The organism is Runella sp. MFBS21 (assembly GCF_029433105.1).
In the GTDB taxonomy this organism is placed as follows: Bacteria; Bacteroidota; Bacteroidia; order Cytophagales; family Spirosomataceae; genus Runella.
Genome location: NZ_JARNTW010000018.1, coordinates 21,870 through 45,111, shown reverse-complemented (window position 1 = coordinate 45,111; position 23,242 = coordinate 21,870). Strand labels below are relative to the sequence as shown.

Here is a 23,242-nt window from a genome sequence, read left to right as displayed (position 1 = left end):
TCGGGGTTTGGTATTTCTTATAATTGAGTTTCGGCAAAATAAGTCATGGCTTTACTCAAAAATTGAGCATAAGCAAGGTTAGATTTACCATCAATCGTTGTATAACGTTCGTCAGTGAGGTACAATTCTCCTAATCCTTTATACGCCTCTGCCTGAGGGTCTTCAGAGTGTGCCGTTCCCCAAAATTGACGGATGTTTTCATAATGCCGGAGAATCAATGCCTGCACCGATACGCTCTCAGGAGATAAGTGCATCTTGGCTATTATGGCCTTCGCAATTTCTTGTTGTTCGGCTTTAAGCTGCTCAAAATTTCTTTTACCCATTTTTAATAAATGATTTTCAGCTTTGCTTATGACCTCATCGCCATAGGCATCTATCGCAGCTTTACGGTAGGTGTCTGCTGTCTCTTTAGACAGCCCTTCATATAAGTCTTCGTGATTAAGCATGTTTTTGTTTTTTAGTTCTAACATTGTTTTGTCAATCGTCTTAAGAAGGATTTCTAGTCGGTTTTTGCGAGTTTGGAGAGCTGCTTTATGAGTGGCAAACGCTTCAAACAAGTCAAATTTGGGATCGTCGAGGATTTGGCGAATCTCCTCCAACGGGAAGTCTAGCTCTTTGTACAACAATACTTGCTGTAGTCTCAGCAATTCTTTTTCTCCGTAGAGTCGATACTTAGCCTCTGTACGTAGCAAAGGCTTTAGCAATCCTAGACGATCATAAAGATGTAGTGTGCGCACACTCACCCCTGCGATTTTAGCTAGCTGTTTTACCGTATACTTTACCATTTCTATTGAAGATTGATGGTTCAAAGGTAAACTATGACCTAAGGTAAGAGTCAAATATTTTTTTGAAAAAAGTAAAGAAAAATCAGTGACTTTTTAAAAGATCAAAACGTCCTTAAAATAAGAAAAAGCTGTTTTAAAGTTGTATGTGCAATTATTTGCAAGAAAATGGCGTTAGTTTTACGGAAATTTTAAAAGGATTTATGTCGCGATTTTTTAGATTATTAATTGTTGTAATTACGGGAAGCAGTATAGTATCTCAAGCCCAAGATAGTCGCTTTACACTTAACCTAGCCGTGGGTAAAAGCCTTTCTATGCGCGAAGTGGCTACCAAAATATTTGGGGAAACGAGAGGTGGAGAACTGGCTGATGACGGTCTTGGAGCCCAAATAGTAGCAAGTTACTATCCTACTAGAAGAATAGGATTGGCCGCTCGTTTTTCTTATAATCAAAACAATACCCGAGAAGAGGGCATTAAACTCGTTGCTTCGGGGCAGTATGGGGTGGTCAATCCTGTGGTTGTCTCCTCAGAGGGATGGACGGCACTCAGTGGGATGATTGGGCCAACATTGCGCTTAGGGGGTGAGCGCCTTGGTTTAGAAGGGCGTCTGTTGGTAGGATATGCTACGGTCAAAAGTCCCAATTTTACGACCAAAGGAACATTTCAGAATTATGACATCCAAGTCATAACCAATTCACAAAATGCCCAAGATTGGGCTTATGGGGCAGGAGCGACTTTTCATATAGGTATTACGTCTGCGGTAGCATTGGTAATTAATGCTGATGCTACGCTGATTAGTACTACTTTTAAAAATGTAAGTAATCAAGTGTCAACCACAGGTTTTCCAGAAGTAAATCAGCTGGTTAACATTGAGCAGCATGTAGGGGTTATGAATGTAACGGGTGGTTTACGATTCTCTTTTTAAGCAATTAGTCGATTCTATAGCGACTAAACTTTGCTTGTATACAAATTTTGTCTCTTCCAAAAAGAGGTGATTACACTATTTATTGTTTAGTTTGTAATGCTAATCTAAGCCGATGAGAGAAACCCTCGTCGGCCTTTTGTTGTTAATACAATTAGGGAATATTTTAGATTCTCAAGTTTTTTTCTCTTTTGGAGAAAGTATTCATATGCTCTCAACACACAATTTTCTTACGTTATATCAGAACGATAGCTTCGTTCAAATGATTATTAATCAAATAGCTAGTCAGCAGGCTCACGTCCAAGTAAAAGGCTTGGCAGGTAGTTTGGATGCGGTATTGGCAGGGGCGGTTTATCAAAGTTTGCCTCGTTTGTGTCTCTTCGTAACCAACGACCGCGAAGAGGCGGCTTACTTGCAAAATGACTTGCAGAATTTACTTGGAAAAGAGGTTTTGTATTATCCCACTTCCTACAAACGCCCTTATCACTACGAAGAAATCGAAAACGCCAATGTATTGATGCGGGCTGAGATTTTAAATAAACTCAACGTATCGACTCCTGAGCATCTTCTGATTGTGACCTATCCAGAGGCATTGTTTGAGAAGGTAATCAATAAGCGTTCTTTACTTTCGAATACTTTTACCGTAAAAGTTGGGGAAAGGCTGGATGCTCAATTTCTACGTGAGTTTTTGTTGAGCTACGACTTTGAAATCACCGACTTTGTGTATGAAGCAGGGCAGTTTTCGGTACGAGGGGGGATTATCGACGTGTTTTCATTTGCAAGTGAGCACCCTTACCGCATAGAGCTATTTGGCGATGAGGTGGAAAGTATCCGTTCGTTTAATCCTGACTCACAACTTTCGGTTGAGACCCAAAAGCAAATCAATATCATTCCAGATATTCAAAACAAGCTTACGCTAGAGACGCGTGAGTCGTTTTTGAGTTTTTTTCCTTCCAATGCTCTCCTTTGGTTTAAGGACGTTGAACTTACGCTTGAGGTCATTGAAGAATGTTTTGAAAAAGCGGAAAAGGCCCTAGAAAATGTGAAGGGAGGAGATATACAGCTAGTATCGGATCCAAACGAAATATTTGAAACAAGGAGAGGGTTTTTGAATCAAATCAAAAATTTTAAGACGATTGAGTTTGGTCGGCGTTTTTATAGCCCTTTTACCATAAAGGACGATAGTAATTTGCCAATTCGTGGTACGTGGGGGGCTAAACCGCAACCTTCTTTCAATAAAGACTTCAAACGTCTTATTGATGACTTATCAGAGCGCCAACACCAAGGATTTACAAACGTGATTGTGGCGGAGTCGGTCAAGCAGCTCGAACGCCTCGAAAAAATCTTTGACGAACTCGACCCTTATGTGAAGTTTCGTCCGATGAATATCTCCTTGCGAGAAGGATTTGTGGATGAGCAGCTAAAAATAGTGTGTTATACCGATCACCAAATATTTGCTCGGTTTCACAAATACCACGTCAAAGAAAAATTCAGCAAATCCAAAGCCCTTACGTTAAAAGAACTGAAGTCGCTCAAATCGGGCGATTTTGTGACTCACGTTGATTATGGTATTGGTCGGTTTGCGGGTCTTGAAAAGGTAGATGTGGGCGGAAAAGAGCAAGAGGCGATTCGGCTCGTGTACCGCGACAACGACATCTTGTTTGTGAGTATTCATAGCTTGCACAAAATCGCCAAATACACTGGCAAAGAAGGTGGGATAGTGACAATGAGCAAGTTGGGCTCACAAGAATGGGAAAATAAAAAATCAAAAGTAAAACGACAACTCAAAGACATTGCCCAAGAATTGATTGGGCTATATGCCAAGAGGCGTTCGGCCAATGGATTTGCTTTTAGTCGCGATACCTATTTACAAGCAGAGCTTGAATCGTCGTTTTTGTACGAAGATACTCCCGACCAAGCCAAATCGACATCTGACGTCAAAGACGACATGGAAAAACCACATCCTATGGATAGATTAGTATGTGGAGATGTGGGATTTGGCAAGACTGAAGTCGCTATTAGAGCGGCTTTCAAAGCCGTAACTGATAGCAAGCAAGTGGCGGTGCTAGTGCCTACGACGATACTGGCCATGCAGCATTACAAGACTTTTAGCGAACGACTTGCAGATTTTCCGGCTAGGGTAGAATACATCAATCGCTTCAAATCCGACAAGCAAATCAAGGAAATTCTGAAAGAGGTAGAATCAGGAAGAGTGGATATATTGATTGGGACGCACCGAATCGTGAACAAAGATATTAAGTTTAAAGATTTGGGGCTGCTCATTATTGACGAAGAGCAAAAGTTTGGGGTAAAGGTTAAAGACCGACTCAAAGAAATGCGGATCAATATTGATGTATTGACATTGACGGCGACGCCTATTCCGCGTACGCTTCATTTTTCGTTGATGGGAGCACGAGATTTGTCAGTGATTGCTACACCACCTCCCAATCGCCAACCCGTGACCACAGAGGTACAAGTATTCAATGAAATATTTATCAGGGATGCGGTAAGTTATGAAGTAAACCGAGGAGGACAGGTATTTTTTGTGCATAATCGAGTCAATGATATAGAATCTATCGCAAACCTTATTTTGAGACTAGTACCAGAAGTGCGCATCGGCGTAGCTCATGGTCAAATGGAGGGCGAAAAACTCGAAAAAGTGATGATGAGGTTCATCGAAGGTGAATACGATATTTTGGTAAGTACCAACATCATCGAATCGGGTATAGATATTCCCAATGCCAATACCATTATCATCAATCAAGCGCATTATTTTGGAATGTCGGATTTGCACCAGATGCGTGGACGGGTAGGGCGTAGTAATCGGAAAGCGTTTTGTTATCTGCTTACGCCTCCTATTTCGCATCTAACTACCGATGCCCGTAAGCGTTTACAAACATTGGAAGAGTTTTCGGAGCTAGGAGATGGCTTTAAGGTGGCTATGCGGGACTTGGATATTCGGGGTGCTGGAAATTTGCTTGGGGCAGAGCAAAGCGGTTTTATCAACGACCTTGGCTATGAGCTATATCATAAGATTTTGGACGAAGCCGTACAAGAATTAAAACAAACTACTTTCAAAGATTTGTTTGATTTGGGAGAGGCTGTTGAGGTAGTCAATACCGACTGTCAGATAGAAACAGACTTGGCAATTTTAATTCCTGATAGCTATGTGAAAAATATTTCTGAACGTTTGTCGTTATATACTCGTCTGGACAACATCGATAGTGAAGATGAGTTAAGTGCGTTTAGAGGTGAGGTTACAGACCGCTTCGGCCCGCTCCCTGAGGAAGTGAAAGGGTTAATAGAGATGGTGAAAATCAGGTGGATGGCCGAAGCGCTATTTATGGAAAAGTTGACCCTTAAAAACAACACGCTCAAAGGTTATTTTGTCACTACTGGCAATGATGCCTTCTTTCAATCAGATAAGTTTGGGCATATTCTCTCTCATATTCAGCGCAATCCAAAGCGTTTTGCGCTCAAAGATCTCAAAAATAAATTATTAGTAACTTGCTCAGATGTCAAAACCGTAGACGAAATGCGGACTATTTTAGAAGCCTTGACACTGAAATAAAATAAAAAAGCCCGAATCTTTCGATTCGGGCTTTTTTATTCAAAGAGGGTATTTATCCAGGGTACTTTTCCAGAATTTTGTTTACCTCACGAGGAAGCCTTTCGGTAATGTTGGCGGGACTACTCACCGCATTTTGAATAGAACCTCGCCAAACCAGTTTCTTGGTACGGGCATCTACCATATCTACTACGAGGGTGCCATCTTCATATTTTTCGGTACGAGTACGTCCCCATCCCCAATACCCAGGAGCCCATCCTCGCCATCCCCAGCGTCCCCATCCCATATAGGGACCATAAATAGGCGGATCGGTGACGGTTCGGGTTTTTTGCTGCACAAAAAAGTGATAACCAATCAGCAAGTCTGGAGAATCTTCATCTTTTTGTAAGCCTTTTTCAGAAAGGGAATTGTCAACGACCATCTCTACATTTTGGGTGGCGATGTCATTATAATAAAGAGGATTTTTCCCTGCTTTTACGTCGGGCTCCATGAAAGCATACGTCTTGTATTTAGATAAATCGGTCTTTGAACGAGATACTTTTACGGTATTACAGCTCATCACTGCAAGTATAATCACTGTACTTATTAAGAGCGTTTTCATAGCGTGTTTTGATTGAATTAAATGTCAGTACTTATTTTCTAAGTGTTTTATTACTAATAATATACCATGTCTCAAATGGGGAAGAATGAGTACTAAATAGAAGCAAAAGAGGGGATATGCTATGCTAAATAAGAGAGTATGGGTAAAATTTTTCGCAAAAAAAATGTTTTTTAATTTGTACTTAGTCTAAATAATGTAGAAGTTTGCGTCGGTAAATGAAAAAGCCTAAAAACGATGTTAAACATTTCTTCATTCTCAAAATTTTCATTGGTAGCGGTTGTAGCTTTAGGACTAGGCGCTTGTTCAAAAGAAGACGAAACCGTACCACAGCTACGAAAATCAATTGATTATAGCACCCTTACAGAGACTACACCTTACAGTAGTTTGTTTGTGGACGAAACGGGCACAACCACCGTTGATTTAGCCAATGGCAATAATCGCTATAAGATGTTTCAGGCACTTAATACCTACATCAGCTCCTCAATCAGTGGCAATAAGCAGATTGATGCTACGGTCTTAAAAAATATGTATGCCAATACAGGCAGCCCCTTTGCGGACAGTACTAAACTAAATACTTCAGGGGTACAGTTACGTAATGTAACCGCCTCTTCTTGGTCTACTACAGAAGCAGAAAAAGTAAGGGCTCACATTGATACTTACATTAGTGCAGTAGCCGAAGCAAGTAAATCTGTAACCGCTACGGCAGAGAAAGGCAAAGCTGGAAAACTAGGTACTTACTTGGTAGATGCCAAAGGAATTGAACCTATCCAAATCATTCAGAAGTCATTGATTGGTGCTTTACAGTATGATTATATTGGCAATGTGCTCTTAACCAAAGGGTTGGATGCTGATAACTCTAAAGTATTGACGGGGGAAAATTACACCCAACTTGAGCAAAATTGGGATGAAGCTTATGGCCTTTTGACCCTCAATCAGGTATTTTTGAAGGGTTCAACAGATGCCCAAAGAGGAACTACCGAATTTGCGTTGGGTTCGTATATCTGGGAATACAACAAGGGCGCTTATGCTAAGATATTCCCTGCTTTTTTGAGAGGCAGAGCGGCGATTGTCAATAATGATAAAGTGGAGCTTAAAAAACAAGCTGACTTTATCAAAGCTGAGATGGAAAAAGCAATTGCCTCGGCGGCACTTGGATACTTAGGGCCTAAATACGTAAATGCCCAAACGGAAGCAGCTCGTGTACATGCGATTGGCGAAGGGTTAGGGTTTATTTATTCATTGCGTTTTGCCACAATCAACGGCGCTGACGCTACCTTCTCCGACAATATCCTCAAGGCTTTAATCTTAGATGCCCCTAATGGCTATTGGGACTTGACGCCTGCCAAAATCTCTGCTGCATCAGACGCGATTAAAGCAAAATTTAAACTTTAAAAAACTAAAATACAGTTGAGTGATGAGAATAGTCTTAGTTGATTATCAATCACTTATTCAAATATCCGTTTACCAAAAGGAGGACAGAGCATCCGTAGTTGCTTTGTCCTCCCTTGTTGCTTAAAAACCCTATGTTAAAATCGAAACATATTCTATTCAAAACAAGCGTTTTTGTGTTGTTCGGAATACTGATTTGGGCTTGTTCTAACAATGACACCCCTCAAGAACCGGAGCCTACCGATACCTCCAAAGACCGAAAAGTATTACTAACGCATTTGGCGGATAATATTATTATTCCTTCTTACGCCAATTTCAAAGTGAAATTTGATGCGATGAATAGTAAGTCGCAAGCTTTTACGGCTAAACCCGATGCTACTACCTTGGGCGAGTTTCGTCAGGCTTGGCGTGAGGCTTATATCGAATGGCAAAAAGTGGAGTTGTTTGACGTAGGGCCTGCCAATCGAGCGGCTATGCGAAATTTTTATAATATTTACCCCACTAGCGTAGCAGGTATCACGCAGTATATAGCCGATCCGTCGGTCAACTTAGAAGTGGCAAGTTCTTATGACAAGCAGGGATTTCCGGCATTAGATTATTTGCTCAATGGCGTGGGTACAACCGACGCCGAAACGGTAGCTTTTTATACCAATGCTACCGAGGGGGTTAAGCGTTTGGCATATATAAAGCGCATCGTGGATCACATGAATGCTTTGATTACCAAAGTAATAAGTGATTGGAACGGGAGCTATCGCGAAGAATTTACGACCAAAACGGGTCTAGACATTGGCTCGCCAATGGGAGAACTAGTGAATGGATATGTGCTTCATTATGAGCGTTTTATTCGTTCTGGTAAGTTTGGGATTCCATCAGGTGCTATGCTCAATGGGGTAGTAGCTCCCGAAAAAGTAGAAGCTTTTTATAAAAAAGATATTTCCAATGTTTTGGCCCAAACGGCTCATCAAGCCGTAGTAGATTTTTTCAATGGTAAAAACGTAAAAACGAACGCCGAAGGGCCTTCTTTCAAAACTTACTTAGATGCCTTAGGAGCCAAAGACAGTGCCACTGGCAAGACTTTGTCCGAAATCATCAATGCGCAGTTTGGGGTGAGCAAATCCAGAATGGATGCCCTCAAGTCTAATCTTTATGAAGAAGTAAAAACCAATAATACTGCCGTAGTCCAAGTATATACCGAAATGCAAAAAGCGGTTAGAATGCTTAAAGTCGACATGACCGCCGCTATGAGTATTGTGATTACTTATACCGACAATGACGGTGATTAGGAGGTAATTGATGAGAGCTATTTTTAGATTTTGATGTCATCTTATTTTCAAAAATCAGTATCAGCCGCTCCGCTTGCCGTTTTTAGGATTGTTTTTGGGTTGATGCTTTTGGGAAGTGTGGTGCGGTTTTGGGCTAAAGGGTGGATTGAACAACTCTACATTCAGCCGCGCTTTTTTTTCCCTTTTTATGGTTTTGAATTTGTCAAACCACTGGGTGAATATACCTACGTGGTTTTTGCTATTTGTGGACTTTCGGCTTTGTTGGTGGCGTTGGGGTGGTTTTATCGTTGGGCAAGTGTGGGGCTTTTTTTGAGTTTTACTTACATCGAACTTATCGATAAATCCACCTACTTGAATCACTATTATTTTGTGAGTCTGATATGTTTGATGCTTATTTTTCTGCCAGCTCAGGTCTATTTTTCGGTAGATGCGTTCCAAAATCGGGTTCGAGTGGCCGATAGCATTCCGCTGTGGTGTCTTGATGCATTGAAATTGATGGTAGGTATTTTGTATTTTTATGCTGGTTTGGCAAAGCTAAACAGCGATTGGTTGTTGCACGCGGTGCCCCTGAAGATATGGCTTCCTGCCCGCAATGATTTGCCCATTATTGGCTTCTGGTTTAATCACCCAATCGTCCCTTTTGTTTTTAGTTGGTTGGGGTGCATTTATGATTTAAGCATTCCTTTTTTACTCTGGAATCGCTTCACTAGACCTTGGGCCTATGGGGCGGTGGTTGTTTTCCATCTGCTTACGGCAATTCTTTTCCCGATTGGGATGTTTCCTTATGTCATGATTGTGACGGCGCTTGTGTTTTTTTCTGCAAAATTTCACCAAAAAATCATTGGAATAATAGGCAATGTCATTGGGGCATCAGAAGCTTTTATGTATCCTCGTCAAATTTTCAAATATACATTTTTGAAACAGGAGCTGTTAGTGGGAATGTTTGGCGTGTTTTTTTTGATACAGCTTATCTTCCCATTTCGGTATTTATGCTACCCTGGAGAGTTGTTTTGGACCGAGGAAGGGTACCGATTTTCGTGGCGAGTGATGCTGATGGAAAAGGCAGGTTATGCGCAATTTACGGTCAAAGATGCCTCTGGCCGGCAAGTCATCGTCAACAACAATCAATTTCTGACGCCTTTGCAGGAAAAAATGATGGCTACGCAGCCTGATATGATTTTGCAGTATGCGCACATTTTACGGGATTATTACAAAAACCAAGGCTTTCACGCACCGCAAGTGTACGTGGATTCTTATGTAGCTCTAAATGGCCGTTTGGGGCGTCCTCTTATCGATCCGCTTGTGGACTTAGCCAAAGAAAGAGAATCTTTTAAACACAAATCGTGGATTATTCCATTCAATGATGAAATTAAAGGTTTATAGCTATAAAATCTTTACGAGTTATTTGTTGAATATTTTTTGTAACTGTTTAGTAGTCAATGATTTTTGTCAAGATAATATTTTTAAAATGAGGAGAATTCTAATAATGAAATGGAGGAAATACTCATTTCCAAATTATCGAATTTTTAAATTAGTACCTCTAGCCAATCTCCTTGTTTTGAGTTTGTTATCAGCTACGGTATTTGCTCAATTTAGAGTGTCGGGCGTAGTGCTTTCCCAGCAAGACAGTAGTGCCGTCAAAGGCTGTGTCATTTATTTGGAAGGACGACAAGAAGGGGAACGCTCTACTATTACCAACGAAAAAGGGGGATTCTCTTTCGGAGATTTATCCAATGGTACTTATACATTACAACTCATTTCGGCTGATTTTAAAGCACTTAAATACACTTTTACGGTAGAAGGCAAAGACCAAACCTTGCGTTTACTATTGCAAGGGCGTCAGGAACGTCTCGACGAAGTTGTCATTAAAGACAAACAGACTGATTTTGGTTTTACGCGGATGAGAGGCGTAGAAAGCATGGGTATCTACGAAGGCAAAAAAACGGAGGTGATTATTCCAGAACAACTCGTAGCCAACCTTGCTACCAATAATGCCCGCCAAGTATATGCGCGGGTAGCAGGATTGAATATTTGGGAGAATGACGGCGCAGGTTTGCAGTTGAGCATCGGAGGGCGGGGATTAGACCCTAATCGTACGTCCAATTTCAACGTTCGTCAAAATGGATATGATATTAGTGCCGATGCCCTCGGCTATCCCGAAAGCTACTACACACCTCCTGTAGAAGCAATTGGACGAATTCAGATTGTGAGAGGGGCTGCTTCGCTGCAATACGGAACGCAGTTTGGCGGACTGCTCAACTTTGTGATGAAGAAACCCAATCCTACTCGCAAACTGGAATTGTTGGCGCGCCAAAGCGTGGGTTCTTTTGGATTTTATAATACCTTCACAAGTGCAAGCGGAACCGTCGGAAAATTGAGCTATTATTCTTTTTTTCAGTACAAGAGAGGCGACGGTTGGCGTGCCAATTCCCATTTTGATAATGTTACGCTGTATGCCGATGTAGATTATCGGCTGTCCGAAAAAAGTGTGGTAGGGATAGACATCACCCATATGAGTTATTTGGCGCAGCAACCCGGAGGCTTGACCGACGGGATGTTTCGAGACAATCCTCGACAAACCAACCGCGAACGCAACTGGTTTAAAGTAAATTGGAACTTGATGGCGATGCATTTTGACCACAAGTTTAGTATCAATCAAGAGTTTAATTTGAGATTGTTTGGGCTTTTGGCCAACCGTTATTCATTAGGATTTCGGCCCAACCGCGTTGCTACTATCGACGATAACTCTGAGCGGGATCTCATCAAAGGGGATTTTAAAAACTGGGGTGCGGAGGCTCGCTATTTGAATCGGTATTTTATCAAAAAAAGCCTTTCGGTATTGTTGGCGGGAGTACGCTATTATCATGGGTTCAATCATAGTCAGCAAGGGCTTGGTAGTACAGGAAGAGATGCCGATTTTAGTTTTGTAGAGCCAGAGAGATTCATCACTTATGACTATCGTTTTCCTAATCGAAATGTGTCTGTTTTTGTAGAAAATGTGTTTTATCTCAACGACCAATGGTCGATTACGCCGGGGTTACGTTATGAATATATCTATACTACTGCGGATGGTTTTTATGGAAATATTACCCGCGATTTGGCAGGAAATATCCTGAATATCCAACGCACTGATGAATACCGTACCAACGGACGACAGTTTGTACTGGGTGGGGTAGGGGTGAGTTACAAGCCTCATAGCCAGATAGATATTTATGGAAATGTCTCCCAAAACTATCGCTCTATTACTTTTAGCGACATGCGCATTGCGAATCCGTCGCAGGTCATCGACCCCAACATGAAAGATGAAAAGGGCTATTCGATAGATTTGGGCGTAAGAAGCCAACAAACCACTTTCTATAATTATGACATTGGAGTGTTTTATCTTAATTATAATAATCGTATCGGCGAAGTACAATTTTATGATGAAAACAACCGTGTTTTGCGGCTGAGAAGTAACATTGGTCAGGCGATTATTATGGGCGTAGAATCTTACGCCGAGGCCGATTTTTGGCGACTACTACGACCTGAAACCAAAAACGTAAGCGGGGTAATTTTTACAAATGTTGCCTACATCAAATCAGAGTACAAAGCGAGCCAAATGCCCGGTATCCAAGGAAATCAGGTGGAATTTGTCCCTAAAATCAACCTAAAAAGTGGCCTACGGGTAGCGTACAAAAACCTGAAAGCATCTTATCAGTTGACTTACCTTACTGAGCAGTTTGCGGATGCTACCAATGCCCGTGAGGGGGGAGTAGCGGGAGTCGTAGGCGTGATTCCGACTTACAAAATCATGGATTTAAGCCTTTCGTATGAATTTAGGAAGTACCGGATAGAAACAAGTCTCAACAATCTGGCCAACGAAATGTACTACACTCGGCGTGCCACAGGCTATCCTGGTCCCGGAATTTTACCTTCTGATGGCCGTAGTTTTTATTTGACTTTGCAAGTAAAGTTATAAGTTGGTTTGATCAAATGATGATTACTCTTTACTTCCATTGTGATTTGCCCACCAATAAAGAGGCGGGATGATAAGGGGTGCAAAAATCAAGGTGCTTGTCAGTCCCCCAATGATTACGGTGGCCAATGGTCGTTGTACGTCAGAGCCAATGCCGCTTGAAATCGCGGCAGGGATAAGCCCCAGAATCGCTAGCACAAGAATAGACAAAATAGCTCTTAATTGCTCTTTTGATATCTGATTGATGAGTGATTGCGAAACCAAGCCGCTACTTGCGGCTCTATTTAATGCCGAAACCAACAATACACCCGCCATCACTGATATTCCGAAAATAGACACAAAGCCCACCCCAGCCGATACATTAAAATAATACCCTCTAATAAGCAAGGCTATAATTCCGCCCGCAAGGGCAAACAAAACACAGCTTGTAGTAATGAGTGTATGCGTAAAATTTTTGTAAAGCATAAACAAGAATACAAATACCACGACCAAGGTGAGTGGAATGGTCAATGCCAATTGTTTTCCAGCTCGTTCTAGGTTTTCGTATTGACCGCCATAGACAATTTCGTAGCCTTTCGGAATATGGATTTCTTTTTCAATTCTCTTTTGAAGTTCTTTTACAAACCCGCCTTGATCTCTACCTCTGATGTTGGTTCGTACCGTGATCATTCGTTTGTTGTTATAGCGGTAAATGTTGGTTTGTCCTTCCACAAAATTGATTTCGGCGAGCTGTGCCATTGGGATAAGTGAACCATTGGCAGACGGAACAAGTAGTTTTTTTATTTCATCAATGTTATTTCGGAATTGGGGCAAGTAGCGAATTACGATATCGTAGCGTTTGGTACCGTCATAGAGTACAGAAATATTTTTGCCCCCGATTGCGGCCTCAATCATATTTTGAATATCCGAGACATTGATGCCATACCGGGCGGCATAGGCTCTATTGATTTTAATGGCAAGTTGCTCTTGTGTACCTTCCTGCTCAATATTTACGCCTTCGCTTCCTGACATTGATTTTACCACCCTCGCGATGCTATCGGCCTTAGTACGCATCATTACCAAATCATCGCCTATGATTGAAACGGCAAGGTCGGCAGCGCTACCCGTAACGATTTCCATCACTTGATCAATGATAGGCTGGCCAGAGGTGAATTTTACGCTGGGCAATGCTCTTTCTAATTTAGCGCGAACTTGTTTTACCAATTCTTTTTTTGAAATGGTATCACTCCACAAATGATAATCTTTTAATCCAACCAAAATTTCATTTCGGTTGGGTGGGAAAGGATCTGTGCCATCGTCGTTTCTACCTGTTTGGGTAATCACAAAAGATATTTGGGGGTATTGGGCAATAATACTACGAATCGCGGGAGCATATTTCGCATTTTCTTGAATGGTGATTCCGGCAGGAAAATTTCCGCGAAGAAATATGGAACCTTCATCTAGCTCGGGCAAAAACTCGCTCCCTAGCTTTAATCCTAAGGAGATTAGTAACAATACTACTCCAAAACCAACTAAAACTGTTCTTTTATAGTGTTTTAAAAGCTCAGAAAGAGTTTTTTCATAGAAATTTTCAATTGCTTCAAGAACTCTATTTTTGTGTTCTTGAAAGGGTTTGTCAGGATTGGAAATGGCTTTGTGATAAACAAAGGAAATCAAAACCGGAATGAAAGTTAAGGCTGCAATCATGGAGCCAATCACCGCAAAGGCCAAAGTCAATGCCATAGGGGTAAATAATTTGCCTTCGACACGGGTCATTAACAAAATCGGCATGTAGGCCAAAATAATGATAGTGACCGAAAAAAAAATCTCTCTGCTTACCTCCTGTGCTGAAAATAGGGTGATTTTTTGGATACCTTCTTTTTTTTCATTGAGGGTTGTCGTTCGATATTTTCTTATCAAGTGCTCCGTCATTACGACTGCGCCATCTACTATAATCCCGAAGTCAATCGCCCCTAAAGAGAGGAGATTGGCAGGAATACCCGTAAACCACATGATAATAAAAGCAAAAAGCAATGAAAATGGAATGGTAAAAGCCACTACCAATGCACTTCGCACACTTCCCAAAAAGAAAATCAAGATAATAATGACGATACTTACTCCTTCAAAGAGGGTTTTGCCAACGGTATGTAAAGAATGGTCAATTAGAAAACTGCGGTCGTAAAGCGTTCTAATTTTGACTCCTTCGGGCAATTCATGTTCTTTCAACTCAGCTATTCGCCGCTTAAGCTCTACCAATACTTCACTTGGGTTCTCGTATCTTCGGAGGAGTATGATTCCTTCTACCCCGTTGTTTACATTTATATTTTCATTCGTAACAGTATACCCCAAAACACCGCTTGGGGGAGGGGGCGTAATTTCTACGCTTGCTACATCTCGGACAAAAATAGGAATTCCGTTGTCGGACTGTAAAACGATGTTTTCGATGTCAATTTCATTTTTGATAGCGCCTAATCCGCGAACCGCAAATCCCTGTCCTCCTCTTTCGATGAGATTTCCGCCCGTATTTTGATTATTAGATTTAATGGCATTTTCGACGTCAGAAATTGTCAAGTTATATTTCCGTAATTGATCGGGGTAAGTAAGAATATGGAACTGCTTTAAAGGCCCGCCAAAAGTCACAATATCGGCGATACCGGCGGTTTGAAGTAAATAAGGCTTAATGACCCAATCTTGTAAATCTCTTAGCTGAATTGATGAAAAATTGGGGGGAGCTTCTACTACATAACGAAAAATCTCGCCTACTGCCGTTGACAAAGGAGCCAACTCTGGCGTTACTCCGTCGGGAAGTTGGGCAGTAGCCAAGCGCTCTATCACTTGTTGGCGCGCAAAATAATCGTTCGTTTTGTCTTTGAAAGTAAGTTGAACCACCGATAATCCAAAAATGGTTCGGCTTCTACGATCCAAAACATTGGGCGTGTTTTGTAAGGCTCTTTCAATCGGAACCGTTACTTGCTGTTCGACTTCTTCGGCAGCGCGCCCTGGATATTGAGCTACGATGATGACATTTGTATCAGCAATATCGGGGTAGGCTTCAATTTTGAGTTGGGTAAAACAAAAATAGCCAGCCACCATTAGTGCCACACTGAGACCTACTACCAACCAGCGGTTTTTTAAGGAAAATATGAGAAGATTTTTAAGCATAATTTACCATCGGGTTAGTAGCCAAAAGATAGCCCTTTGAGTTGCATTACACCTTCTGTAGCGATTTCGGTACCATTGGCGAGTCCGTTAAAAACAATGATTCGGTCGCCAATTTGTTGCCCAATCTGAATTTCTTTGCGTTCAAATTCATTGATTGATTTTTTGATAAAAACATACTGTTTGCCTTGAATGGTTATCAATGAATTTTTGCTAATATTTATAAAATTGGCTTCACTCAAACCAAATGAAACATTGGCAAACATCCCCGCTTTCAATTGATTTGTTGCATTGGTTACTAAGATTCTCACTTTCATCATTCGGGTAGTATGGTCTACCACGTCTGCCACGACATCTATTTTGCCGATGAATTTTTCGTTGGGAAATGCCGTAAAAACGATGTTACAAGATTGGCTCACTTTAATTTTCTCAATTTGATTTTCAGGTATCTCACAGATGATATAGGCCGTTCCTACTTTTGCTCTTCGTAATATTTCGGGATTGAATCCCCCTGATTTTAAGATAGATTCATGTTCGATAATCCCAGCTTTAGCATTCGATAATTCAGTTTGAGCAACTTGTAAGTCAGTTTGTGAAGATGTACGTTCTGTTTCTGCAATCAACAAATCCGTTTGCGCATCTGCTACTTCTTTACCCGTAGCCACTCCGTGGGCTGCTAAATCTTTAAAACGGGCTAGCTCGACTTGCTTTTGTTTAATAATGGCGTCTTTCTGCTGAATGATGCCTTGTTTTTGCCTGATAATCCCCGCCTGTTGTGTGATACTAATCTGGTGTTGGATGATTTGGGTATAATTGCTGGCCAACTCTGGATTGTCAAACAAAATGATATTTTGTGAAGCCCCCTCACTAGAATATACAACTGTAGCCGCTATTTTGCCCGGAGCTGTTAGTTCAGCCTCTATATTAGTCATGTTGACTTTTTCGGTTTTGAAAAAAGAAACAATAGTCGTGTCAGGAAAAATAATATTCGTTCCGCTATTTTTTAAAATAGGGGAGGTCTGGTTATTACTTATTTTTTGTTCATTCTTCCCGCAGGAGATGAACAAAAAAATAAATATAAATATAAATAGGTAAACTAATTTTTTTATCATTGTGCCAATTGATTAATTAAACCTGTTACGTAAAGTAGCTGAATGTAGCTTTGTCTATATGATTGGTTTGCTTCATAATATTGTTGCTGTGTTTCCAGCCAACTACGTTGTGCTTCCAGAAAATCTACGATAGTGGTGCCGCCTTTTAAATAAGCATATTTTACATTGTCCAAAATGGTTTGCGATTGTTGTAAAAGAAAATTAAAACTTTCAAGGTTTTGTTGTTGCAATTGAAAGTTTGCAAATGCAACTTTGATTTCGGTTTGGATTTTGGATTGAGTAACGAAAAGCTGTTTTTCTGCTTGCTCTTTTAGTAAATATGATTTTTTTATTTCGCCTTGATTTCGATTAAAAATAGGTAATTCAATAGTGGCAAAAATGCCGAAATAAGGAATGGCGTTTTGAGGGTTCCAAATGAAGCCAATTTCGGGCTGTGGAAAGGCAAGAGATTTTTGTAATTTTATATTGCTACTAGCTACTTCAATTAAAGACTTTATGGTCTGAATGTCGCTTCTACTTTGCAAAGATTGTGCGAGTAAATTATCAATATTAGAAGCTATAGTAAATAAAGTACTATCTCTAGTGTCAACGCTTATTTGTTCCTGAATTCCTAATAGCAATTTTAATTCATCGAGTCGGTTGATTACATCTTGAGAGGCGGTTTTGGCCTGTATAGAAAATTGTTTGGCTAATAGCTCCGTGCGGAATAAATCTGTTTGGGTAATCACCTCATTTTTGTACCTAATTTGATTTTTTATAATCAGGCTATCAATATTAGTTTTGGCAATTTGAATGATATCTAATTTTTTTTGAGCTATCCATACTTCAAGCCATTTTATGGATACTTCTGCAAAAAGATTGCGTTCGGTCTCAAAATAATATTGATTGGTATAAGCCACATTTTTAGTCGCAACCTCAATTTTGTAGGTACGTTGAGCAGTAGTTTGAAAAGGCTTGGTCAATTGCCACCAAACCTGACGATTTTTTGTATTATACCAATCTGTATTTGGGAACAATTGGGTGTGCTTAATCAGCTGTAAAGTCTGATTGTTTAAAATGGGATTAGGACGAAGTTTGGCCGAAGTGATTCCCGTCTGCGCAATACTTATATTTAACTGCTCAGTTTTGAGCGTAGGATTGTTGTTTCTAGCCGTCTGTAGTGATTTTTGTAGGGTATATTTGTCTTGTGCTATTGCTTTCAAGCAATGGCACAAGATACAAACCCCCATGAATATATGCCTTAACGAAAATTGCATTGTTTACGCCTATGAATTATTGGGCGCAAAAGTCGGCTTATTGTCAGTCAGTGTCTGTTAGAAAATCAATAGAAAAAAATTAGAATTTTATTAGAATGGCATCATAGATGAGGCAATTCAATCCGAAATTCACTCCCTTTCGACGGCACAGACGTTGCTGTAATGGTACCTTTGTGAAGTTGGATGATTTTTTGAGTCAACGAAAGCCCGATGCCATTTCCGTCGGCAATTTTTTTGTTTTCGCCGCGAAAAAATGGCGTAAAAATGCTTTTTAAGTCTTCTTCTTTAATCCCTACTCCTTTGTCTGAAAAAACAAAGACGATAGTTTTATCGACAAAAGAAACAGAAACCGTACTTTGATGGTCATTTGAAAACTTACAGCCGTTTTCAAAAAGGTTCACAAAAGCCGTTTTTAATAAATACTCGTTTCCATTTACTGAAATCTCATCTTCGTTTTCGAAATAGTAAGCAAAATGAATATCTATTTTATAGAGGGGGGTGGCTTGTTGTAGCTGTAGTCGGGCATCTAAAAGTACTTCATCAATCCTTACGGGTTTAAAAGAAATCTTAGAAGGATCATAACTAGCTTTGGCAAAATCAAGCAAACTATTTGAAAGACGAACCAATTTTTTAGCATCGCTCAAAGCGTTTTGAACGGCAGATTTATACTCTTCAATGCTGCGTTTTTTATGGATAGAAAGTTCTAATTCAGTTATGATTGCAGCGAGAGGTGTGCGTAGTTCGTGAGAGATATTGGATACAAAATGTTGCTGAGCATCAAAGGAGTTTTCCAGACGACTCAACATCTCATTGAAAGTGTTTGCCAATTCTGAAAGCTCATCTTTACTACCGTTGTTATTGAGACGTAAATCAAGGTTAGTAGCAGATATAAGTTTAGCTTGACCTATCATATCTTTGATAGGGTCGAGCGCTTTTTTAGAAAAAAAATAACCGGCTAGGTAAATAAATAAGATTGAAATTGTGAAAGCAAAAATGATGTTTTTGAATAAACTGTTGAGTTTTTTATAACCATATTGATCGTACGAAGCGGCGATAATAATATAATCTTTGTTGCTAAATGTGTGCCGTAATCCCACTACTTGCCAGTCGTCTTGATAAAACTCCTTTTCTTGGTTTTGATAAATTTCTTTTATCATTTGAGGCGTTTCTTTTACAAAATCAATGTCTACTGCATCATGATAAATGAGGTTGAAAGAAGTGTCGTAAATAGTAACTTCAACCTCATTCAAAATTTGACGATTGCTTTTGTAAATATTCTGTAATACTGCCGCGTCAACTTGTGCATCAAAAAATAAGTCAGATTTTGTAAGTGCTTCTTTTTTTAAAGAAGAGAAAAATGCTTTTTCCCGGTTTCCTTTGGCAGAATAATAGATAATAGAAGCAAAGGCCAGTAATATAGCGGCCATGATAAGTGTGAACAACAAAGTAAGACGTGTCCTAATTTTCATTGTTTTGCTCTTTCAATATAAAACCCATTCCTGATTTTGTGTGGATGAGTTTTTTGTTGAAATCTTTGTCAATCTTTTTTCGTAAGTAGTTAATATAAACATCAATAAAATTGGTTCCTGTGTCAAAATGGGTGTTCCAGACTTTTTCGGCAATTTCCACTCTTGACAAGACTCTTTCAGTATTGTGAAGCATATATTCTAAGAGATTAAATTCTTTTGGGGTGAGATTTATTTCAATGCCGTTTCGTTTTACCGATTTTGTGTGCAAATTCATTTCAAGGTCGGCATATTTTAATACATTACCATTATGATTTAAGATTTTGTTGTTTCGCTTTAATAAAGCACGGATTCTAACTAAAAGCTCTCTAATTTCAAAAGGTTTTACCAAATAGTCGTCAGCGCCAGCATCAAAACCCTCCACTTTATCATCAGTGGTGCCCAATGCCGTCAGCATGATGATAGGCATGTCAGGTTTGCTTTCGCGAATTTGTTTACACAAATCTAATCCGTCAATTTTGGGCAGAATAATATCCGTAATTATGAGGTCATAATGATTTTGCAAAACTAATTTTTTCCCAGAAAGACCATCATAGGCAATAGTAGTCTTGAAACCTTGCTCTTCTAGCCCTCTTTGTATGAGCTCTGCAACTCGCGCGTCGTCTTCTACAATCAATATTTGCATCTGCCTAGAAATGAGATGTTAGATATTCTATTTAATCTCCGACACCACCACATAATTGCCCGTTCGGGTGATTCCGTATTGGAGCCATTTGGATTTGTGGCTACGATCAAACGCAAAACCCTGGCCTTCGCTGATGGTAGGTATTTTTTTGATATACTCTAAAGTAGCTCCTCTGGAGGGTAATTTGAGTACGTATAGCTCAGGCTTGTCGTGGCCGGTGCAATAGAGCAAGCCGTCTTTGCCCCAAGTACCTCCAGAAGTACTTTTTGGTGAAAAGGCTTCTAAAAGCAAAGCAGGAAAAGCCCAAGAAGCAACTTGTTGCCATTGAGACGTAAATTTGACGAGGGTAGTCCAACGATTGTCGCGCCCACCGTCCGAATTTTTGTCGGAGTAATTGGCAAAAGCTACCCACCAATGCCCCTGATAAAAATCAATCCAAGTAGCTGAGCCCGGAAAAAGACCAAAACTGTGGGTATCAATATGTTTGAGGGTAGTTTTGTCAAAGATTTCGATGGAGCTATTCATGGGTTTGTCGGGATAGTTGGAATGCGCACAATAGAGCTTGTTCCCAATCACGATACCGCTATTGAGATGTTTGAGTAGTCCCGTCGAATCTTTCCACGCCGCTACCTGTTTGGCACTTGCCTTGGTATGTTTGGTAATGGAGGTGTTGTTGATGACATAAAAATGCTCCGCATCTACAGCTACTCCTTGTTTGACCTCTGCGAGTTGGAAACGTTGAATTTCGTGGGCGGTTTGAGCCTGTACAGTTAGAGGTAAAGTCAGCCCAGTGAGTAAAATCAGAATTTTATACATTGTTATAATAATAAAGACTATATTCAGAAAGCGGCCTCTAGCCTTCTCATACCTACTAGCTGTTGGTTTTGGGGGAGTAATTTTTAGTCTCCATTGTCTTATGCACAAGATAGATTTTTCTTTTCAAAACAAATTTGACATTCATGAGTCATTCTACAAAACTGCGTGCAAAGCGCGTATTTTCCTTCTTTTTTTCAGTGGCTATGTTTTTCGGTGCTACTACCTTTGCCCAAACGGCCACTTTGGCCGATGTGTCTTTTATGAAAGGGCATTGGCTAGGTACTTTCAATGGAGGGCCTATTGAGGCATTTTGGGCTGCTCCCGCCGGCGACAACCTGACAGGCTTCATGCGGATGATGAAAGACGACAAAGTAACCATGTACGAAATGCTCGTTTTTGAACAAACCGCCAAAGGACCCATTGTATTGGTAAAGCATTTCAAGCCAGGTTTGATTGCCATGGAGGAAAAAGAGATTTCGGATCGTTATCGTTTTATTGAAGCCAAGAAAGGTCAAGCTCTTTTTGAAAAAGAAGACGCTTCAGTGCGTATCATTTATGAGCATCGTAGCGAAAACCAGCTTGTCATTCAGCGGGGCAAACAAGAAAACGGTAAGTGGGTTTTTATGGATTTGTTTGTTTTTAACCGTGTGAAATAACCTACTTGGGGACTGCAAGCAGCACATTGCTGACTGCTCTTTCGCCTGCGTGGTCAAATTTTTTGTTGTCACTCGGATAGTTGACCACCCCTTGGTCGGCGATCCACATCGTAGTAGAGCCGCCTCCGTCGAGATTGAGGGCGTCGCGGCAGCCTAGTTGCCGCGCCAAAAAGGTAAGTTCGGGTAAGTTCACCCCAAAAGATTGGGACGAGCGCCCATCCACAGTGATAAGCAAAACCTTGTTGTGATGTGTAATACAGACACAAGTACGAGGATGCCGATTATCGTTAAATGCGTTTTTGTCCAGCGTTTCAGGCTGTCCATTAAGCAGGAGCAACGGCCCCGATAGCATTACATCTTTGTAAGGAAGGTGGTATTCCCAGCCTACTTGTGGTTGGCCTTTCAAAATTTTAAGTTTTTTGTGAGCAATGACCACGGCGGCTTTTCCATGAAATGCCGCCGTGCTTCCTTTGAAAGCTCTCGTTGTATCAGTGATATACCCTCGGCTTTTAAAAAAATCGACCGAACCACCATTTTTTACATCAAAAAATCCTCCGTTGACTCCCACAATAGCCCCGTTCTCTTGCGCTATTTTGCTAGCAGGGCGGAGTTGACCTTTGGTTTTGTCGGTTTTTTTGAGAGAATCGGCCGTAGCAAGTGCCCATGAAAATTGTCGGCTTTTGAGAGGCAATTCCAAGATATTGATGCTTTGATTGGCCTTAAAAAGCTCATTGTTTTGGAAGTGTATCTTCTTCCAAATGATACCCTTGGTTAAGTTTTGTATCTCCCAGGAGCCTTGTACCAAGGCAGTTGAGTCGCTGTCAGTTTGGGCTTGCAGATAGGAGACGGTTAGAAGTAATAAAAACAGAATCGGTTTCATTTTATTTTCTAATTTTGTGGCATAATTCGTTGGGAAGGTAGAAGTAAAAAGCTATAAAAACGGACAAAAGTAGAAACAAACTTAATCATAATCGCTTCGGCGACTCATAATTAACCAGCAACAGTTAACAAAAAAAATCAATGGCAAAAGTTCCCGTAAATAAACATCAGCCTGTCTATCAAATGCCTACCTCACCTTTGGCGGTGAAGACCAAGAAGTTTGGTTTGGATAAAAAACAATACGTAAATATCGCAATGCAACAACTCTGGGAGCAGCAAAAAGTGTGGACCTTGCTACCGCTTGGGTTGTTGTTAGTGAATGCAATTTTGGGTATCACGGGGGTCTATCCCAATATTTGGGCTTATATCGTTATTATTTTGGGGGCATTGTTGTATGTGGGTTTTTGGTGGGTACAATATACCGGTGTGACGCAGCTCGAACAGTACAAACAGTTGTTTGACAAGTATATGTACGAAATAGACAGCCGTCAGATTTTGGTCAAAACCAATGCCAAAGAAGGGGGAATCATGCAGTGGGAGCAAATCAAAAGTGCTTATAAACACAAAGATGCCTATGTGCTTGTGATGGGAAAAGGGCAATTCCTGCACTTCCCAACTTCGGTGTTTAATTCCGAGCATGATATTCGGCTTTTTGAACGGATTCTCAAACAAAAGAATCTGTTGGTAGAAGATAACAAGAAATAAAAAAAGCGGCACACGCCGCTTTTTTTAT

General features: G+C 40.6%; 17 protein-coding genes. 8 read left to right on the top strand and 9 right to left on the bottom strand.

Translation table 11 applies throughout. From position 1 onward, the window contains the following. Window positions 1–17: 17 nt before the first annotated feature. Complete coding sequence (locus P1X15_RS24895) at window positions 18–785, bottom strand: MerR family transcriptional regulator (protein ID WP_277340845.1); 768 nt, start codon at window positions 783–785, stop codon at window positions 18–20. A gap of 143 nt (window positions 786–928) precedes the next feature. Here P1X15_RS24895 and P1X15_RS24890 point away from each other — a divergent pair, with 143 nt between their 5' ends. Together P1X15_RS24890 and mfd are read left to right on the top strand one after the other, a co-directional pair. Further along, window positions 929–1,708: a hypothetical protein gene (locus tag P1X15_RS24890; protein ID WP_277340844.1), complete on the top strand. Its 780-nt coding sequence runs from the start codon at window positions 929–931 to the stop codon at window positions 1,706–1,708. Between the two features lie 205 nt (window positions 1,709–1,913). After that, entirely contained in the window at window positions 1,914–5,276 is a 3,363-nt protein-coding gene (mfd, locus tag P1X15_RS24885; RefSeq protein ID WP_277340910.1) for a transcription-repair coupling factor, read from the top strand. 52 nt (window positions 5,277–5,328) lie between these two features. Here the strand turns inward: mfd and P1X15_RS24880 are convergent, their stop codons facing one another. Continuing rightward, entirely contained in the window at window positions 5,329–5,874 is a 546-nt protein-coding gene (locus P1X15_RS24880; RefSeq protein ID WP_277340843.1) for a DUF4136 domain-containing protein, read from the bottom strand. A gap of 234 nt (window positions 5,875–6,108) precedes the next feature. Here P1X15_RS24880 and P1X15_RS24875 point away from each other — a divergent pair, with 234 nt between their 5' ends. From P1X15_RS24875 to P1X15_RS24860, 4 genes are all read left to right on the top strand, one after another. Then, the gene (locus P1X15_RS24875; protein WP_277340842.1) at window positions 6,109–7,266 is read left to right on the top strand and encodes a DUF4856 domain-containing protein; all 1,158 of its coding nucleotides are present in this window, start codon (window positions 6,109–6,111) and stop codon (window positions 7,264–7,266) included. 131 nt (window positions 7,267–7,397) lie between these two features. Then, window positions 7,398–8,546, top strand: coding sequence for an imelysin family protein (locus P1X15_RS24870; protein ID WP_277340841.1), 1,149 nt, complete (start codon window positions 7,398–7,400; stop codon window positions 8,544–8,546). Window positions 8,547–8,579: 33 nt separating this feature from the next. Next, window positions 8,580–9,929, top strand: coding sequence for an HTTM domain-containing protein (locus P1X15_RS24865; RefSeq protein ID WP_277340840.1), 1,350 nt, complete (start codon window positions 8,580–8,582; stop codon window positions 9,927–9,929). 103 nt (window positions 9,930–10,032) lie between these two features. Then, the gene (locus P1X15_RS24860; RefSeq protein ID WP_277340839.1) at window positions 10,033–12,504 is read left to right on the top strand and encodes a TonB-dependent receptor domain-containing protein; all 2,472 of its coding nucleotides are present in this window, start codon (window positions 10,033–10,035) and stop codon (window positions 12,502–12,504) included. A gap of 21 nt (window positions 12,505–12,525) precedes the next feature. On the opposite strand, the gene P1X15_RS24855 is transcribed toward P1X15_RS24860, so the two are convergent. From P1X15_RS24855 to P1X15_RS24830, 6 genes are all read right to left on the bottom strand, one after another. Further along, window positions 12,526–15,642, bottom strand: coding sequence for an efflux RND transporter permease subunit (locus tag P1X15_RS24855; RefSeq protein WP_277340838.1), 3,117 nt, complete (start codon window positions 15,640–15,642; stop codon window positions 12,526–12,528). A 14-nt stretch (window positions 15,643–15,656) separates the two neighbouring features. Continuing rightward, complete coding sequence (locus P1X15_RS24850; protein ID WP_277340837.1) at window positions 15,657–16,571, bottom strand: efflux RND transporter periplasmic adaptor subunit; 915 nt, start codon at window positions 16,569–16,571, stop codon at window positions 15,657–15,659. A 176-nt stretch (window positions 16,572–16,747) separates the two neighbouring features. Next, on the bottom strand, window positions 16,748–17,980 hold the full coding sequence (locus P1X15_RS24845) for a TolC family protein (protein WP_277340909.1): 1,233 nt from the start codon (window positions 17,978–17,980) through the stop codon (window positions 16,748–16,750). Window positions 17,981–18,108: 128 nt separating this feature from the next. Next, window positions 18,109–19,476, bottom strand: coding sequence for a HAMP domain-containing sensor histidine kinase (locus P1X15_RS24840; protein ID WP_277340836.1), 1,368 nt, complete (start codon window positions 19,474–19,476; stop codon window positions 18,109–18,111). After that, on the bottom strand, window positions 19,466–20,158 hold the full coding sequence (locus P1X15_RS24835; protein ID WP_277340835.1) for a response regulator transcription factor: 693 nt from the start codon (window positions 20,156–20,158) through the stop codon (window positions 19,466–19,468). Before P1X15_RS24835 ends, P1X15_RS24840 begins: the two co-directional genes overlap by 11 nt. A 27-nt stretch (window positions 20,159–20,185) precedes the next feature. Then, the gene (locus P1X15_RS24830; protein WP_277340834.1) at window positions 20,186–20,974 is read right to left on the bottom strand and encodes a hypothetical protein; all 789 of its coding nucleotides are present in this window, start codon (window positions 20,972–20,974) and stop codon (window positions 20,186–20,188) included. 203 nt (window positions 20,975–21,177) lie between these two features. Between P1X15_RS24830 and P1X15_RS24825 the strand changes: the two genes are divergently transcribed. Continuing rightward, window positions 21,178–21,630 (top strand): DUF6265 family protein, encoded by a 453-nt coding sequence (locus tag P1X15_RS24825; protein WP_277340908.1) that lies wholly within the window; start codon window positions 21,178–21,180, stop codon window positions 21,628–21,630. Window position 21,631: 1 nt separating this feature from the next. Here P1X15_RS24825 and P1X15_RS24820 read toward each other — a convergent pair whose 3' ends face one another. Then, a complete protein-coding gene (locus tag P1X15_RS24820) occupies window positions 21,632–22,510 on the bottom strand; it encodes a phosphodiester glycosidase family protein (RefSeq protein ID WP_277340833.1) in 879 nt (292 codons plus the stop codon). Between the two features lie 140 nt (window positions 22,511–22,650). Here P1X15_RS24820 and P1X15_RS24815 point away from each other — a divergent pair, with 140 nt between their 5' ends. Continuing rightward, entirely contained in the window at window positions 22,651–23,214 is a 564-nt protein-coding gene (locus P1X15_RS24815; protein ID WP_277340832.1) for a YcxB family protein, read from the top strand. Window positions 23,215–23,242: the final 28 nt, after the last annotated feature.